Consider the following 14,714-nt stretch of genomic DNA (forward strand, 5'->3'; position numbering starts at 1 on the left):
ATCGGGAGTGGTCCTTTTTCGTATGGAAAGGAAGAACATGATGCGTTTACATCTGATTTCGACAGGATCCATCGATCCACGTGATGGGGTGAAAACCTTTCAATCGCTTCAACCTTACACGGATCAGCTGCACCTACGGGAATCGAATTTATCGGCGGCAGAATTGCTTGATCTGATTGAAACACTCTTTGCGCAAGGGTATTCCCCTGATCAGTTAACGGTCCATGACCGGGTCGATGTCGCCCATGTCGCTGGCATCGGTGTGCAGTTAACACGCCGTTCCTTACGTGTCCGCGATGTAAGGCGTCACTTTCCGGATCTGACAATCGGTAAATCCGTTCATTCACTGGCAGAGGCACTGGCGGCAGAAGCAGAAGGAGCCGATCGACTGCTCTACGGTCATATCTATCCGACGACGTCGAAGCCGGATCTTCCACCACGGGGTGTTGATGCTCTGAAACAAGTCGTCACCTTCACGACGAAACCGGTCATCGCCATCGGCGGCATCACACCAGATCGCATTTCTGAGATTGCAGGGACCGGTGCAGCAGGAATCGCGGTTTTGTCCGGTATTCTCGGTCAAGCGGACCCGCTTGCTGCGATCAAGCGTTATCAGGGGGTGCGGGTATGACGGATCACATCATCATTGGTGGTGGAGTCATCGGTTTGACACTTGCTTACAGTCTCGCCTGTCAAAACGAATCCGTTCTTGTCCTTGAGCGCGGAACATGCGGGCAAGAAACAAGTCGCGCGGCTGCCGGGATGCTTGCGACAGACATCGAGCTGAGAGAAGAATTGCATGCACTTGCCGCGCGAAGTCGTCGTCTGTATCCGCTGCTCGCACGTCGTCTCGAGCGGGAGACCGGGATTGATTGTGGCTACCGGGAACAACCGTTTTTATTGAAACGAAACGGAAGAGAGTACGTATTTCCATCGGTCGGTCAAATCGATCCGCGACGACTGACGACTGCATTGATGTCTGCCTTACGTAAACGGGGTGTATCCATCGAAGAACAGGTGGATGTGACACGTATCTGTGAGAATGAGGATACCGTGCGAATCGAATCAAATGAAGGAGAGTGGACGGGGCGAACGGTGACCGTTGCTGCCGGTCGCGGATCGCAAGCCTTGCTCGCGACAGCAGGGATCTCGATTGCGACATACGGGGTCAAAGGCGAGTGTCTCGCGGTCCGTCTCGCTGGGGAACCATTACCTTCGATTCTGTTTGATGATTCTGTCTATCTCGTTCCAAAAGCGGACGGACGGATCTTAATCGGTGCGACGGAACTGCCGTACGATGAGACAGTCGGTGTCCGTGTCGCAGGAGTCATGTCACTACTTCAAGCAGCGGAGCAACTGTATCCGCCGATTCGTGACGCCGTCATCGAAGAAGTCTGGTCCGGCATACGGCCGCAAACAGAGTCGGGCTTGCCATATCTCGGAGTCGCCGATTCCTCCCGTCGGATCTTTCTAGCGACGGGGCATCACCGGCATGGCATATTACTTGCACCGGTGACAGCAGAAATCTTGGCAAACACATTACGGTTGATTCAGAAGGAGGAAGTCCGATGAACATTACGATTAACGGCAATGACCACACGATCGAACAGATTGAGACGATTGAGGACATGCTCACGCAACTCGGCTTAGAAGAAAAGCTCGTCATCGTCGAACAGAACCGACAGATCATCGACCGCCGGGCTTACGGTCAGACGATCGTTCGGGATCATGACACATTCGAAATCGTTCATTTCGTAGGAGGAGGATAAAGATGTTGAAAATTGGAGAAAAGACATTTGACTCACGGTTATTACTCGGTACGGGAAAATATACGGATGCTACGGTACAGCAGGAGGCGATTGACGCGTCGGCTGCACAAATCTTGACGTTCGCCGTCCGCCGGCTCGATCTCTTCGATAAACAACAAGCGAATTTCTTGGAGTCGCTTGATTTGGCGAAGTACGAGTTACTACCGAATACGGCTGGTGCGAAGACAGCAGAAGAAGCCGTTCGACTGGCGAAGCTTGCACGGGCATCCGGGATGTGCGACATGGTCAAAGTTGAAGTCATCGGTTGCGACAAGACACTCTTACCGGATCCGATCGAGACGTTACGCGCCTCGGAAGAGTTACTCAAAGAAGGGTTCATCGTCTTGCCGTATACGTCGGACGACGTCGTCCTTGCACGACGACTCGAGGAACTCGGCTGTCACGCCATCATGCCGGCAGCGTCACCGATCGGTTCCGGACAAGGAATCCTCAACCCGTTCCACTTGCAATTCATCATCGAGCAGACGACGGTCCCGGTCATCGTCGACGCCGGCATCGGTTCACCGGCTGATGTCGCCTATGCGATGGAACTCGGGGCGGACGGTGTCTTACTGAACTCTGCCGTCGCGCACGCCAAGGATCCGGTCAAGATGGCGCGCGCGATGCGGTTAGCTGTCGAAGCGGGGCGGCTTGGATACGAAGCGGGACGAATCGAGAAGAAACAGTATGCGGTCGCAAGCAGTCCGACGACTGGATTGATTCGATGACGCGGTACTCACGGCAAACCCGGTTTCAACCGATCGGGGAAGCGGGACAAGCACGCTTGGCAAAAGCGAAGGTCCTGATTGTCGGGATGGGGGCACTCGGGACCGCGTCGGCAGAACAACTCGTCCGCGCTGGTGTCAGCGTCCGGATCGTTGACCGCGATTATGTCGAGTGGAGTAATCTACAGCGACAACAACTTTATACGGAGGACGATGCGCGTCAGATTGTACCGAAGGCGATTGCTGCAAAAGCACGGCTAGAAGCAATCAATTCGACGGTGACGATCGAAGCACACGTGTTAGACGTCGACCGGGCAGCGCTGACGTGGCTACTCGATGATATCGATCTGATCATCGACGCGACGGACAATTTTGATATTCGGTTGCTGATGAATGATATGGCTTTGCTCCGATCAATTCCGTGGATTTATGGTGGCTGCGTCGGCAGTTACGGGATCACCTTCACCGTCCGTCCCGGGGAGACGCCGTGTCTGCATTGTCTGCTCGATCAATTACCACGCGATCAGGAAACATGTGATACAGCGGGGATCATCGGTCCGGCTGTGCAAATGGTCGCTTCCTTACAGGTGACGGAAGCGTTGAAGTGGTTAAGCGGGGACCAGGACGCGATGCGGACGCGCTTGCTAGCGTTTGATGTCTGGTCGAATACGTTCCAACAAATCAACGTCCAGTCACTGAAGCAATCGGAATGCCCGTCGTGCGGCATCGAGCCGTCTTATCCTTACGTAGCGGATCAATCGATCCGTTTTACGGCACTGTGCGGTCGGGATGCGGTTCAAATCCGGGGCGACGGCAAGCGGGATCTTGATCAATTAAAACAACGTCTCGAGCCGGTTGCGACGATTGCCGCCCATAATCCGTATTTGCTGGCATTTACGACGGATGAACATCGGATGGTCGCCTTTCAAGATGGACGTGTCTTAATCCATGGGGAAGCCGATCTCGTGAGAGCGAAACGGCTCTATCACGCTTATTTCGGGTAAACGTTCACAAAACAGTAAACTAATTTTTCAAATGCATGTTTTAAATGTTTAAAAAACAGGTAAATAAGACTTCAGACGTAAAACGGTCTACAGGTTTTGAACGTGAAGAGGAGTGATTCAGATGAAACAAGAATTCGATCCGATGAAGGATCAAGTACAGACGGAAGAGACACAGGCAGTCGTCCAGCAAGCAAACTGGAATCCGGACCGGTACCGGACGAACTTGAACCCATTCTATCTGTCACCTTGTAGTGTCGAACGTAGAGATGATGTGCATCAGGATGCATCGAAAATTCTCGAAGTCGAGACGTCGTCGCCCCTCCAACAACTCTTTGAACACAATCAAACAACGCATACATCCGAACCAGCGGGCAAAAAATTCAAGACAGGCATCGTCGTCGGCGTCGGTGCGATCATTGGCGGATCGGTTTCTGTCATTCGTTCCGTCCAACGTTCTAGAAGACAACGGACGAAATAATCTGTTCGTCGTCAGATTGAAAAAGCAGGAGACATTCGCCTCCTGCTTTCTTTTTAATCCCTTCATTTCATAATAGAAATGAAGGGGTTTTGTGTGTATATTGTTTTTGCTTTTTATCTCTAAATTTATCAGTTAGTTACATTATCAAATGCGGTAGATTTGCCGTTTAAATAAACATCGATGATTTCGTATTTAGGATCTAAAGTTAATTTATAGACATGCTGCTTCATCTTCTCATGAGCTTTAGATTCATTTAATTGTATCTTTACCGTATCTTTTTGTGTTTCGAGATCAGTAGCAACTGATTTTTTTGTGCGATATACGACATAAGAAGTATCGCCCTTCGTGTTAATCAATTGCAGAGTTGAACCAGGATCAATCTTCGTTTGTAGATTGTTAGGTATTGTCTTTAACTCACTAAAACTGAGTTTAGATTCATTGATGCCACAGGCTGATAAACTGGCACATAATACAGTCAATATTAATAACTTCTTCATGTTTTAGCTCCTTCGATCCGAATGGAAATGTATGCCTTATAGTTTAGCAGTTTTTTGAAGTTTACAGTCGTCAAAAATTATAAGGTGAATAGAGATTGAGTTGATGTTAAAGATAAACTGATGTTCACTTGATTAAGAAGAATTCTAATTTTTTCTTCTGAATTCATCATAGCATCGTCGTGTGTCAGAATAACTCCTGCTTTTTATATTCCAAACGGATGTTCGTCGCAGAATGAACGCTCGCATGCTACACTGAAGCTACTATATTTAAAAAGTGAGTGTGATGAAGATGAAATGGATACATACTGCCGATTGGCATCTTGGAAAAATCGTTCATGGTGAATCCATGCTCGAGAACCAACGGGCGGTTCTAGCCGATTTTTTAGCACTCGTCGACCGAGAACAACCGGATGCGATCGTCATTGCAGGTGACTTATACGACCGCGCCGTACCACCGACGGAAGCCGTCGAACTGCTTGACGAGACGCTCGCTGCCTTGATTCTTGACCGGGATATCCCAGTCGTTGCGATCAGCGGAAATCACGATTCGGCCGAACGGTTAAGTTTCGGAACAACGTTACTCCAACGGGCTGGTTTGCACCTCGTCGGAAAACTAACGCCGGTCATTACTCCGGTCACGATCAAAGGGGTCTCGTTTTATCCGGTGCCGTTCGCGGATCCGGCTACCGTCCGCTACGTACACAAGGATGAAACGATTAAGACACATGATGACGCAATGCGAACGATTCTTGCGAGTTGTACACCTGAGGGACCGAGTGTCCTCGTCGGACATGCCTTTGTGATCGGTGGACTCGAGACGGATTCCGAGCGGCAATTATCTGTCGGAACGGCAGGACAGGTCAGCGCGAGCCAGTTTGCACCGTTTACCTATACGGCACTCGGTCATTTGCATAATCCACTTGCGATTCAGTCGGAGACGGTCCGTTACAGCGGATCACTCTTGAAATATTCATTTTCGGAAGCGCATCACGTCAAAGGCGTCGATGTGTTGACGTTGAACGATGCGGGTATGTTCGATCGCCGGTTCGAACCGCTTGCCCCAAAACGTGACTTGCGGGAATTGACGGGTAGTCTTGGTGAACTGACAGACCCGGCGTTCGTCGCGACACAAACAACGGACGATTACTTAAAGATCAATCTAACGGACGGCGAAGCCTTGATGGACCCGATGGGCAAGCTGAAAAAAATCTATCCGAACATCTTGCACCTCGAGCGAATCGGATTCGTCCGCGAGAGTACGCGGGCGGTCAAGGCGTCGCGTGAGCAAGTCAAAGATGCATCCGTTGCGGATCTATTCAGTGAGTTTTATGAAGCAGTTCGTGAGAAGAAACCGACGGAAGCGATGCAAGCCGTCCTGAAGGAGGAAGCGACATGCGCCCAGAACAACTGACATTACGCGCCTTTGGACCATTTGCTGGTGAAGAGACGATTGATTTCACGGCACTTGCCGGACGGACGATGTTCGTCATCTCCGGGAATACCGGGGCAGGAAAAACGACGATCTTTGACGCATTGACGTTCGCCCTGTATGGCGAAACGTCAGGCGGTGAACGGGAAATGAGCGAACTACGAAGTCATTTTGCCATGCCCGAGCAAAAGACAGAAGTCGAACTGGAGTTTACGCTGAAAGGGGAACGGTACCGGATCATTCGCCAACCAAGTCAACCACATCCGGTCAATAAAACCGGTTATTCGCATGAAGCGGAGCTTTCACGGTTCGACGGTTCGACGTGGAAACCGCTCGCAGTCAAAATTCCAGAAATCAAGCAACGGGTTCAAGAGCTGATTCAGCTTGACCATAAACAATTTTCACAAATTCTCTTGTTGCCGCAAAATAAGTTCCGCGAACTGTTGATGGCAGAGTCAAAAGACAAACTGCAGATTCTTAAGCAGCTGTTCAAGACGGAACACTACGGTGAGTTCCAGCAACGCTTGCACCGGCAAGCGCTCGATCTTGCGGCACGGATTAAGGAAACGAAGACAAAACAGTGGGCAAAGCTTGAAGAGTTACCATTGCAAGCAAACTGGAGTGAACTGACGGAAGCAGACATCCGGCTACGGCTGGACGCCTTAACGACGGAACGCGACGACTGGTTAACGGCTGCACGTCAAGCCGAAGTACAGGCACGTTCGATCCTTGAGGAAAAAACACTGCTGTTACAACAAGGCGAGCAACTCGAAGCCGCATTTCAGGAACAAGAGCACCTTCACCGGACGGAGCAAAAACTGCTCGACCGGTTACCGGAAATCGAGCTGATGCAAAAAGAAGCCACAGCGGCTGAACGTGCCCAAATCGTTGCACCGATTCATGATCAGTGGCAACAGGATCAGGAACAACTGACACAACTCACACGTCGAAAACAGGAAACGGAGCAGCAGGTCGCTCGTTTGACGGAGCGGCTAGGTGTCATCCAAGAAAAGCTGAATCGGTTACTGGCAGAAGAACCGCAAATAGAACAACTCAGTCATCGCCTTGAAAAAATTCAGGAAGAGCGTGAGCGGTTAGAAGCGGAAACCCGTTTACGACAGCAACAGCAACAACTGACGGAACGACTGAAACAGCTCGATCCGGAACCATTACGAAAGCAACTCGAACAAGCACGGATGGAACGGAAGACGGTGCAGGAGCAACTGCGTCCATTGCAAAACGTCGGTGCCGAACGCTTGCAGGCGCAGGAACGCCGCTTTACCCTGCAACAGTTGATGGCAAAGTACACTGAGTACGACAAGTTGGAATCAGAACGGCAACAATTGATTGTCCGCGGTACGAGCGTCCGGAATCAAAAAGAGACGGCGGCACGTCAGTATGAAGAAGCCCGCATGCATGAGCGGGAACAGCTGGCTGCTGAACTTGCCAAAGGACTGACGGATGGAACGGCTTGTCCGGTATGCGGCAGTACATCGCATCCGCAACATGCTGTTGCCGTCGCGCAGGAACTATCCGTCGATGTAGCGCAACAACGGTTCCTAGACGCCCAACAGGCACATCAGGAATTACAAGCCTCTTACCGGACGATTGCGGAGCGGCTGCAACAACTGACGACCGAGATGCAAAAGACGAGTGAAAACAAGTCATCTCATGCGGATGTTTCAGCACAGCTTCAGGAAGTCGAACAGACAGAAGCCCGATTGGTGTCAGCGCAGACGGAAAAAGGGCGTCTTGAGACACGTCTGCAACAGCTCGAGCAATCGATGGAGCAGCTCCAGCTGAACGTCGATAGGGTGGTAAAAGATCGGACTGGTGTTGAGTCGGAACTAGCCCATCTGACGGGACGTTTGAGTCAGTCCGGAGAAACCGCGAAATCATTGCCGGAACTGCGGGAGGAACAACAACAGGCAGAAACACGTATCGAGCAATTCAAGCAAGACAAACAGCAACAGCTACGCGAGAAGGAGCAGCTCGATCGTGACTTGGCGGAACATCAAGGACGATTCCGTCAAATGACCGAAGCATTTTCGGAACAGAACGATCGCCTAACGCACCGTGAACAGGCACTTCGTGGTGTCTTATCAGAAGAAGCGTTTCCGACGATCGAAGCTTTCCGAGAAGCGAGACGGTCGCGCGAAGACCTTCGCCAGCTCCTCGAACGGCTGGAGCAGGATCGCTTGGAGCGACAGGAATTAAAACTGAAACAGGAACAAGCTCGCTTGAAGACGGACGGACAGGTGCGTCCGGATCTTGAGGTGTTGCGGACGGCAGTAAAAGAGACGACGGATACACTGGCAGAGCACACGGATCGACGAGTTGGGCTTGAGAAGGAACGCGCACATATCGATCAGTTGATAACGGCTTGGGCAAACTTACAACGTCAAATCGAGGATGAGGATGCGAGATATGGGGTCATCGGTGAACTGGCTCGTGTCGGTGTCGGCGAGAACGCACAACGGATGACGTTTGAAACGTACGTTCAGACGGCATACTTCGATGAGATTCTGTTCGCCGCAAATCGGCACCTGCACGAGATGACATCCGGTCGTTTCCAGCTTGAACGGAAGACGGAAGCCGGCAAAGGACTCAAAAAATATGGACTGGACTTAAACGTCTTTGATGCCTACACGTCGCAAACACGTCACGTCAAGACGTTATCCGGTGGAGAGAGTTTCAAAGCATCGCTTGCGCTTGCGCTCGGACTGTCGGAAGTCGTTCAGGAAGCGAGTGGCGGGGTGTCGCTTGAGACGATGTTCATCGATGAAGGATTCGGAACACTTGATCCGGAATCACTTGAACAAGCGATCGAGACACTGCTCTCGATTCAAGCGAGCGGTCGCATGGTCGGGATCATCAGTCACGTCCAGGAGCTGAAGTCACGTGTTGATGCGAAAATCGAGGTCAAGCAAGGAAAAACGGGGTCGACGATTAAACTCGTCGTCGAGTAAGGAGCTAAGAACGATGGAAACTCGAAACATGGTCACGAAATCACAAATCAAACAAGAATTACACGAGTTAGGTGTGACGCCGGGAATGAAACTGTTCGTCCATACGTCACTCAAACAAATCGGCTGGATTCCTGGCGGTGTGCAAGCATTGATCGAGGCCTTACAGGAAGTCGTCACGACCGAAGGGTTGATCATGATGCCGGCGCAAAGTACTGATAATTCAGATCCGAAAAACTGGAGTCAACCGGCTGTGCCGGAAGAATGGTGGGAGACAGTCCGCCGGGAGATGCCGGCATATGACCCGGCAAAAACGGTCACACGCGGCATCGGTCGCGTACCGGAGGTCTTCCGTACGTACCCAGGTGTCGTCCGAAGCGACCACCCGATGTGGTCCGTCACCGCTTGGGGGAAGAATGCGGCGACATTCGTTGCCAATCATACACTAGAAAATGGCTTCGGTCCGGGTTCACCGATTGAACGTTTCATCGAAGCGGACGGTCAAATCCTGCATATCGGTTCGCCTTGGGATACGACGACCGTCTGGCATTACGCGGAATATGGTTTAAATCGTCCGGATGTCGAGGATGGCTGCAAAGTGAAAGAGGGAACGACGGAACGGTTCATCCATTACCGGCACCGGCAAGTCGATAGCGATGCGTTTGGTCCGATCGGCGAAGCGCTCGAAGGGTCAGAGTTCGTGACATCCGGTCTGATTGGACAAGCGAAATCACACCGTATCGATGCCAAGGCCTCGATTCCAGTCGTCATGCTGCAATTAAAAGCACTCGACCAGTGGTTATTCTGAAACTTTTCCGGGAATCAAACGTAATAGAAAAACAGATACATTAAAAGGAGTGAATGCAATGGCTTCACGATTTAAAGTTAACCCGGCATTACGCCGTGGATTCGATACGGCACGTGTCGGAGAACGTCCGATGACGAAAAGCGGGACGATGAGTAAGATTTTCTTACTGCTCGCCCTCGTCACGGCAGCAGCCGGAGGAAGCTGGTTCTTCCTCGCAGAAAATCAAGGATTGTTGTTCCCGGCATTGATTGGGGGACTCGTCATCGGTCTGATTCTTGCCTTGATCATCACTTTCAAACCGGCGACAGCACCGGTGCTTTCACCGGTTTATGCAATCGTTGAAGGGGTGGCAGTCGGAGCGTTATCGCTCATGTTCGAAAGCATGTACCCGGGGATCGTCGGGAAAGCGGTCGTTGCGACATTCGTCGTTGCATTTGCAATGTGGTTCGTCTACTCGACCGGCATGATTAAAGTGACGCAGCGGTTCCGCTCAGCGGTGACAGCGGCGATTCTGTCAATCTTCGTCTTGTACGCAGTCAACTTGATTCTCTCGTTATTCGGTGTCGACCTTCCATTCATGACAGGTAGCTCACCGCTTGCGATCGGGATTCAGTTCGTCATCGTCATCGTCGCGTCCCTCTCGCTCGTGATGGACTTCGATTTTATCTCGCAACAAGTTCGCGCCGGTGCTCCGAAGTCGATGGAGTGGGTCGCAGCATTCGGATTGATCGTGACGATCATCTGGCTCTATATTGAATTACTTGATCTCTTGTACCGCCTCGCGGCGCGGGATTAAAAGCAACAGACGACGGAGACTCCGTCGTCTGTTTGTTGTCGGAAGCAGGAATTTCGTCGGGGGAAAAGAAATAATGAGGGGAGTAAACACGAGGGGGACCTTCACATGAAAGAACGCATCGTCATCGGGGCAGGACCGTATCATAATAATCCGGGGTGGTACCATACTCAGGAAGCGGAGCTGAATCTGCTTAATCGGTCCGATTGGGAAAGGCTGTGTTCGAGCGACACGCTGCAAGCAATTCTTGCCGAACATGTCTGGGAGCATTTGACGCTTGAAGAAGGAAAGGAAGCAGCACGACACTGCTACGCGTATCTTGCGCCAGGCGGATACGTCCGCTGTGCCGTACCGGACGGTTATTTTCCGGATGAAGCCTATCAAACAATCGTTCAGGTCGGTGGACCGGGACCGGCTGATCATCCGGCGGCGGGTCACAAGATTGTCTATACATATGAAACGTTAAGCAATGTTTTCAAAGCAGCCGGATTTCAGGTGCGGCTCCTTGAATATTTCGATCAAGATGGAATCTTCCATCAAGCAGACTGGGACGGTGCGGACGGAGTCATTTTCCGTTCGAAACGATACGATCCCCGAAATGCAGAACGAATGAGTTTCCCTTCGTTGATTCTTGATGCGAGGAAGCCGAATGCCTAAACAAATCAAAAAGACCATCTGACGGATACATGTCAGATGGTCTTTTTGATCATAGACCGTGTTCTTGTTTCAATTGATCGACGTACTGTTTCGCTTCGAGTAAGGATAAACCGAGTGATTCGCGAACCCGTTTAACGGCTTCGACCATTTTGCCTTCATGAAGCAGTTGAATCAATTTGACTTGTAACGCTGTTTCTTCTAACGACACTTCGTTCAGACCGAGGTGTTCTTCAATGCATTGTAGTTTCTTTAGAATCGTTTGTTGGCGGCGTTTCGCTTCGTCCGCTTTTTGCGATAAGGACATCCAGATGAAGAGTAAGATAATCAGTGATGCGAACGTGACGACAGAATCCATAATGAACACCTTCCTTTCATCCACCGTACCACATGAAATGATTCGTAACAAATAGTGGAAAATGAAATGGAAATTGATTATGCTGATATAGTGGAAAATAAAGGGTTAATATGGAAAGGAGATAAATCTAGTGGACAATGTGTTAGTGACATTTTTGCCATTCTTGATTCAAATCGGACTGATCATGGTGCTGTTCTTCTTCGGAACATTTGGTCTGTTCTTCTTCGTTAAACGCAGTTCATATCACAACAGCCGTTATTACCGACTGACACGTGAACCGTTTTTACGGATCGTCCGTGATAAAGGGAAATGGGGCGAGTATTTGACGACACGTCAACTTGACCAAATCTCTGGGTACGGCACGTACGTCTTTAATACATACTTACCGCGTGCGCGGGGCGAAGGCACGACGGAGATTGACGTAACATTCATTCATGAGAGTGGCATCTATGTGCTCGAATCGAAAAACTACAGCGGGTGGATTTTCGGACGCGAGCAGGACCGTCAGTGGACGCAACAATTCCAGAATCGCTTCAAGCAACGCTTCTATAATCCGATCAAACAAAATGAAGGACACCTGAAGAGCATGCAACGCTTTTTAGAAGGAACGGATCCTGCGCTCTTTCACTCCTTGATCGTCTTCAGCGAACGCTGTGAACTCAAAAAGATTACTGTCGATTCAGCACATGTTCGTGTTTTGAAACGAAACGTCTTACGTAAGACGATCGAGCAACTCGCGACAGGAAAGCCATTGACACCGAGTCAAGTCGATACGATTGCAGGAAAACTCGGAGTTCATTCACAAGTCGATCGTGCCACGCAACAAGCGCATATCGAAGGCATTCAGCAACGACAAGTGAAATGATGCCATTGACGGAATACTTCGGATTCCGTTATAGTAAATAAATAATAAGTAGTGCAACTATATGGAGATGATGGGATGAAGGAATCGGAATGGTCGCTCGGGATGCAACTATCCCGTAGTTATTATGCGTTCAAACGTGCTGCTGCTAAACGGATGGAGGCGTTCGGACTGACACCAGAGCAGTTTTCTGTCCTGAGCGAACTCGCTAAACAAGATGGTGTTTCGCAAAAGCAACTGGCACTCGTGACAGAACGTGATCAAACGACGATTGGTAAGATTCTCGATAAGCTCGGTAAAAAAGAACTGATCGTTCGGACGCCGGATCCTCGGGACCGACGAGCGGTTCTGCTCTTGATGACACGAGAAGGACGCGACATCGTCGATCGTCTCGGACCAGAGCTCGATCAGCTACAACTCGAAGCGTTTCGTGGACTCTCGCGAGAGCAAATCGAGCAATTAAAGGAAACACTTGAGACCATTCACCGGAATGTGACGTGAATGGTTTTCCTTCGGATATATAGTTGCACATGATATTATAAGTACTGCATATAAAAGGAGATTATAATATGAACGCATGGAAAGATGTCTGGTCAATGACACAAACGAAAGTCGGACTTGTCTTTGCGATCGTCGTCCCGCTCTTATTTCTCGTCGTTTGGATGACTGGTTACCAAGGAACAACGGAACGGCTCGATCAATTGAACGTCGGGGTCGTCGGTGAAGCGAACGATCCATTCATCAAGTCGTTAGAAAGTGCGCCGTTCACGGTTCAAGCGATGGCGACGGAAGCGAAAGGATTGGAAGCACTCGATGCGAGTGAAGTTGATCTCGTCTTACATAAGGATGATGCAACGCATCAACTGACGGCACACGTCAGTCAGACGAATGCCGAGTTCGCCAATGCGATTCTCGAGCGGGCAACGGAAACGATCAGCAAACAGTTGAATGGTGAGCAGGCGTTCACGACGTCAATCGTCACGGAACATGCCGTCACGGATTTTGCCTTGTCGATGCTTCCGCTCGTTCTCGGATTCGTCATCTACATCGCGGCGATGACGATGGGAATTCAATTCAATCTCGTCAGTACGATTTTAAAGAGTCGTCATACGAAATGGAACCTCTTCTGGAGTCGGCAACTGCTGCACGGCATCGTCTTACTCGTCGTACCGTTGCTCCTCATCTCAATGGCACATCTGTTGACTGACATTACGACACCGTTCCTCAACCTATGGGCTTTTGAAGTGCTTGTCGTCGCAACCTGCATCGCCGTCACGCAGATGAACTTTGCAATATTTGGTCCAATTGCGCCACTCGTCAATGTCGCCTTAATCCCGTTCCAGCTGATGACTGCCGGAAACATTGTCCCTGCGAAAATGCTGGCACCGTTTTATCAATCACTCGGAACGTTCCTGCCCGTTCCAAATGCCGTCTCTGGCTTCGGTCGGTTATTATTCATGGATGGGTCGGTCGGGGCACAAGTTCTGCATTTATCATTCCTGTTCGTAGGGAGTATGCTGGTGACGTGTTTGCTGACCGCTACGAAAAAGGAGCAGATGAACGATGAACTTGTGGCGTAAGAAAATGTTGAAATGCGGAATAGACTTCATCTGTTTATGAGATATCGACTTTGGGAAAAAACATAAACCGTTATCGGTTATATGGATCGATGTGTTTTGATAATGGAATTCATTGAACAAAGGGGTCAATCCGTATGGCAAAGTCACTTGAATTACTAGAAGAAGCTCCAGATTTCAAACTGCGACAAGTCGGGGGTGAGATGTTTCATTTTTGTGAATCAGTTAAACAGTTCGAAGGCTGGCATTTGATTATATTCTTTAGAGGCGCATGGTGTCCGGTATGTGTTCAGGATTTAAAAGACCTGGAACAACAGCGGGGATATTTTGAGGATAAAAAGATTCGACTCGTCACGATTGCGACGGATGAGATGACAAACTTAGAAAACATGGTCGAGGAGCATGAACTTCATTTTCCTGTACTTCATGCCGATGATTTAGAAACCTTGATGAACTATGGAGTCCATTATCATGGTGCAGATGCACCGTATGAAGATCATGGTGAACATGGAGAACCTGCTCATTTTCTAATTAACGAAACTGGTCATCTCCTGTATCAACAAGTACAGACGAGCCCATTCGGAAGACCAAGTGCCACGGAACTGCGAAAAATCATCCAGTACATCAAAAAGAATTTAATATGATTCTCTTGAAACCTCTTGAGGCACGATCAGTCTGCGACGACGATCGGCTCAAGAGGTTTTTCATCGCCCTAAAACTAAAAAGGTTCCTTTTTGGGAATAATAGTGCTAGAC

Annotated in this window: 17 protein-coding genes; 15 read left to right on the plus strand and 2 right to left on the minus strand. The window is 49.9% G+C overall.

What is annotated here, in order from left to right; all coding sequences use genetic code 11:
• Window positions 1-37 precede the first annotated feature (37 nt).
• From ACRPK8_RS06280 to ACRPK8_RS06305, 6 genes are all read left to right on the plus strand, one after another.
• A complete protein-coding gene (locus ACRPK8_RS06280) occupies window positions 38-631 on the plus strand; it encodes a thiamine phosphate synthase (protein WP_432237426.1) in 594 nt (197 codons plus the stop codon).
• Window positions 628-1,572, plus strand: coding sequence for an FAD-dependent oxidoreductase (locus tag ACRPK8_RS06285; protein ID WP_432237427.1), 945 nt, complete (start codon window positions 628-630; stop codon window positions 1,570-1,572). The genes ACRPK8_RS06280 and ACRPK8_RS06285 overlap by 4 nt, the downstream gene beginning before the upstream one ends.
• Window positions 1,569-1,769, plus strand: coding sequence for a sulfur carrier protein ThiS (gene thiS, locus ACRPK8_RS06290; protein ID WP_432237428.1), 201 nt, complete (start codon window positions 1,569-1,571; stop codon window positions 1,767-1,769). The genes ACRPK8_RS06285 and thiS overlap by 4 nt, the downstream gene beginning before the upstream one ends.
• A 2-nt stretch (window positions 1,770-1,771) precedes the next feature.
• Entirely contained in the window at window positions 1,772-2,536 is a 765-nt protein-coding gene (locus ACRPK8_RS06295) for a thiazole synthase (RefSeq protein ID WP_432237429.1), read from the plus strand.
• Window positions 2,533-3,537 (plus strand): ThiF family adenylyltransferase, encoded by a 1,005-nt coding sequence (locus tag ACRPK8_RS06300; protein WP_432237430.1) that lies wholly within the window; start codon window positions 2,533-2,535, stop codon window positions 3,535-3,537. Before ACRPK8_RS06295 ends, ACRPK8_RS06300 begins: the two co-directional genes overlap by 4 nt.
• Before the next feature lie 121 nt (window positions 3,538-3,658).
• The gene (locus ACRPK8_RS06305) at window positions 3,659-4,015 is read left to right on the plus strand and encodes a hypothetical protein (RefSeq protein WP_432237431.1); all 357 of its coding nucleotides are present in this window, start codon (window positions 3,659-3,661) and stop codon (window positions 4,013-4,015) included.
• Between the two features lie 128 nt (window positions 4,016-4,143).
• Here ACRPK8_RS06305 and ACRPK8_RS06310 read toward each other — a convergent pair whose 3' ends face one another.
• Window positions 4,144-4,512, minus strand: a complete 369-nt coding sequence (locus ACRPK8_RS06310; RefSeq protein ID WP_432237432.1) for a hypothetical protein — start codon at window positions 4,510-4,512, stop codon at window positions 4,144-4,146.
• 289 nt (window positions 4,513-4,801) lie between these two features.
• Between ACRPK8_RS06310 and ACRPK8_RS06315 the strand changes: the two genes are divergently transcribed.
• The 5 genes from ACRPK8_RS06315 to ACRPK8_RS06335 all read left to right on the plus strand — a co-directional run bounded on the left by ACRPK8_RS06315 (window position 4,802) and on the right by ACRPK8_RS06335 (window position 11,165).
• Window positions 4,802-5,923 carry an exonuclease SbcCD subunit D gene (locus ACRPK8_RS06315; protein ID WP_432237433.1) on the plus strand — a complete coding sequence of 374 codons (1,122 nt, stop codon included), beginning with the start codon at window positions 4,802-4,804 and terminating at the stop codon, window positions 5,921-5,923.
• Entirely contained in the window at window positions 5,905-8,910 is a 3,006-nt protein-coding gene (locus tag ACRPK8_RS06320; RefSeq protein WP_432237434.1) for an AAA family ATPase, read from the plus strand. The genes ACRPK8_RS06315 and ACRPK8_RS06320 overlap by 19 nt, the downstream gene beginning before the upstream one ends.
• Window positions 8,911-8,923: 13 nt before the next feature.
• On the plus strand, window positions 8,924-9,715 hold the full coding sequence (locus tag ACRPK8_RS06325) for an aminoglycoside N(3)-acetyltransferase (protein ID WP_432237435.1): 792 nt from the start codon (window positions 8,924-8,926) through the stop codon (window positions 9,713-9,715).
• Window positions 9,716-9,773: 58 nt separating this feature from the next.
• A complete protein-coding gene (locus ACRPK8_RS06330; protein ID WP_432237436.1) occupies window positions 9,774-10,511 on the plus strand; it encodes a Bax inhibitor-1/YccA family protein in 738 nt (245 codons plus the stop codon).
• A gap of 105 nt (window positions 10,512-10,616) precedes the next feature.
• Window positions 10,617-11,165, plus strand: a complete 549-nt coding sequence (locus ACRPK8_RS06335; protein WP_432237437.1) for a class I SAM-dependent methyltransferase — start codon at window positions 10,617-10,619, stop codon at window positions 11,163-11,165.
• A gap of 49 nt (window positions 11,166-11,214) precedes the next feature.
• Here the strand turns inward: ACRPK8_RS06335 and ACRPK8_RS06340 are convergent, their stop codons facing one another.
• Window positions 11,215-11,520 (minus strand): hypothetical protein, encoded by a 306-nt coding sequence (locus ACRPK8_RS06340; RefSeq protein ID WP_432237438.1) that lies wholly within the window; start codon window positions 11,518-11,520, stop codon window positions 11,215-11,217.
• Between the two features lie 130 nt (window positions 11,521-11,650).
• Here ACRPK8_RS06340 and ACRPK8_RS06345 point away from each other — a divergent pair, with 130 nt between their 5' ends.
• The 4 genes from ACRPK8_RS06345 to ACRPK8_RS06360 all read left to right on the plus strand — a co-directional run bounded on the left by ACRPK8_RS06345 (window position 11,651) and on the right by ACRPK8_RS06360 (window position 14,603).
• Window positions 11,651-12,385, plus strand: coding sequence for a nuclease-related domain-containing protein (locus ACRPK8_RS06345; RefSeq protein ID WP_432237439.1), 735 nt, complete (start codon window positions 11,651-11,653; stop codon window positions 12,383-12,385).
• Between the two features lie 75 nt (window positions 12,386-12,460).
• On the plus strand, window positions 12,461-12,883 hold the full coding sequence (locus ACRPK8_RS06350) for a MarR family winged helix-turn-helix transcriptional regulator (protein WP_023467873.1): 423 nt from the start codon (window positions 12,461-12,463) through the stop codon (window positions 12,881-12,883).
• 68 nt (window positions 12,884-12,951) lie between these two features.
• Complete coding sequence (locus ACRPK8_RS06355) at window positions 12,952-13,962, plus strand: YhgE/Pip domain-containing protein (protein ID WP_432237440.1); 1,011 nt, start codon at window positions 12,952-12,954, stop codon at window positions 13,960-13,962.
• A 134-nt stretch (window positions 13,963-14,096) separates the two neighbouring features.
• Complete coding sequence (locus ACRPK8_RS06360) at window positions 14,097-14,603, plus strand: peroxiredoxin family protein (RefSeq protein WP_432237441.1); 507 nt, start codon at window positions 14,097-14,099, stop codon at window positions 14,601-14,603.
• Window positions 14,604-14,714 lie beyond the last annotated feature (111 nt).

The organism is Exiguobacterium sp. TDN 0502 (assembly GCF_050846835.1).
Lineage (GTDB): Bacteria > Bacillota > Bacilli > Exiguobacteriales > Exiguobacteriaceae > Exiguobacterium_A.

Bases quoted from the DNA above. Each gene is read 5' to 3' on its own strand.
- ACRPK8_RS06280 (WP_432237426.1), top strand. From the start codon at position 38: ATGATGCGTTTACATCTGATTTCGACAGGATCCATCGATCCACGTGAT.
- ACRPK8_RS06285 (WP_432237427.1), top strand. From the start codon at position 628: ATGACGGATCACATCATCATTGGTGGTGGAGTCATCGGTTTGACACTT.
- thiS (WP_432237428.1), top strand. From the start codon at position 1,569: ATGAACATTACGATTAACGGCAATGACCACACGATCGAACAGATTGAG.
- ACRPK8_RS06295 (WP_432237429.1), top strand. From the start codon at position 1,772: ATGTTGAAAATTGGAGAAAAGACATTTGACTCACGGTTATTACTCGGT.
- ACRPK8_RS06300 (WP_432237430.1), top strand. From the start codon at position 2,533: ATGACGCGGTACTCACGGCAAACCCGGTTTCAACCGATCGGGGAAGCG.
- ACRPK8_RS06305 (WP_432237431.1), top strand. From the start codon at position 3,659: ATGAAACAAGAATTCGATCCGATGAAGGATCAAGTACAGACGGAAGAG.
- ACRPK8_RS06310 (WP_432237432.1), bottom strand. From the start codon at position 4,512: ATGAAGAAGTTATTAATATTGACTGTATTATGTGCCAGTTTATCAGCC.
- ACRPK8_RS06315 (WP_432237433.1), top strand. From the start codon at position 4,802: ATGAAATGGATACATACTGCCGATTGGCATCTTGGAAAAATCGTTCAT.
- ACRPK8_RS06320 (WP_432237434.1), top strand. From the start codon at position 5,905: ATGCGCCCAGAACAACTGACATTACGCGCCTTTGGACCATTTGCTGGT.
- ACRPK8_RS06325 (WP_432237435.1), top strand. From the start codon at position 8,924: ATGGAAACTCGAAACATGGTCACGAAATCACAAATCAAACAAGAATTA.
- ACRPK8_RS06330 (WP_432237436.1), top strand. From the start codon at position 9,774: ATGGCTTCACGATTTAAAGTTAACCCGGCATTACGCCGTGGATTCGAT.
- ACRPK8_RS06335 (WP_432237437.1), top strand. From the start codon at position 10,617: ATGAAAGAACGCATCGTCATCGGGGCAGGACCGTATCATAATAATCCG.
- ACRPK8_RS06340 (WP_432237438.1), bottom strand. From the start codon at position 11,520: ATGGATTCTGTCGTCACGTTCGCATCACTGATTATCTTACTCTTCATC.
- ACRPK8_RS06350 (WP_023467873.1), top strand. From the start codon at position 12,461: ATGAAGGAATCGGAATGGTCGCTCGGGATGCAACTATCCCGTAGTTAT.
- ACRPK8_RS06355 (WP_432237440.1), top strand. From the start codon at position 12,952: ATGAACGCATGGAAAGATGTCTGGTCAATGACACAAACGAAAGTCGGA.
- ACRPK8_RS06360 (WP_432237441.1), top strand. From the start codon at position 14,097: ATGGCAAAGTCACTTGAATTACTAGAAGAAGCTCCAGATTTCAAACTG.